This window comes from Bradyrhizobium sp. NBAIM14 (assembly GCF_020193895.1).
Taxonomy (GTDB): Bacteria; Pseudomonadota; Alphaproteobacteria; order Rhizobiales; family Xanthobacteraceae; genus Bradyrhizobium; species Bradyrhizobium yuanmingense.
In genome coordinates, this window is the sequence record NZ_JADYVQ010000075.1 from 1 (window position 1) to 624 (window position 624).

Here is a 624-nt window from a genome sequence, read left to right on the forward strand (position 1 = left end):
GGCAGAAGCTGCCCCGCATCGTCCGCGACCTCTCATCCGAACTCGGCAAGCAGATCGAGCTCGAGATGCACGGCGCCGACACCGAGCTCGACCGCCAGGTGCTCGATCTGATCAAGGACCCGCTCACCCACATGGTGCGCAACTCCGCCGATCATGGCCTGGAGACCCCCGCCGAGCGCCTCGCCAGCGGCAAGGGCGAGCAGGGCACCATTCGCCTCTCCGCCTATCACGAGGGCGGCCACATCATCATCTGCATCGCCGACAACGGCCGCGGCCTCAACACCGAGAAGATCAAGGCCAAGGCGCTCTCGTCCGGTCTCGTCACCGAGGCCGAGCTCGAGAAGATGAGCGAAGCCCAGATCCACAAGTTCATCTTCGCGCCGGGCTTCTCCACTGCCGCTGCCATCACCTCGGTCTCGGGCCGCGGCGTCGGCATGGACGTGGTCCGCACCAATATCGACCAGATCGGCGGCACCATCGACATCAAGAGCGTGGCCGGCGAAGGAAGCTCCGTCACCATCAAGATCCCGCTGACGCTCGCCATCGTCTCGGCGCTGATCGTCGAAGCCGCCGGCGACCGCTTTGCGATCCCGCAGCTCTCGGTGGTGGAATTGGTCCGCGCCC

General features: G+C 66.0%; 1 protein-coding gene. It reads left to right on the forward strand.

Annotated features, from left to right (window positions below; genetic code table 11):
- The coding region (locus I6F28_RS37060; protein WP_249782237.1) for a chemotaxis protein CheA at positions 1–624 on the forward strand (624 nt) is incomplete at both ends.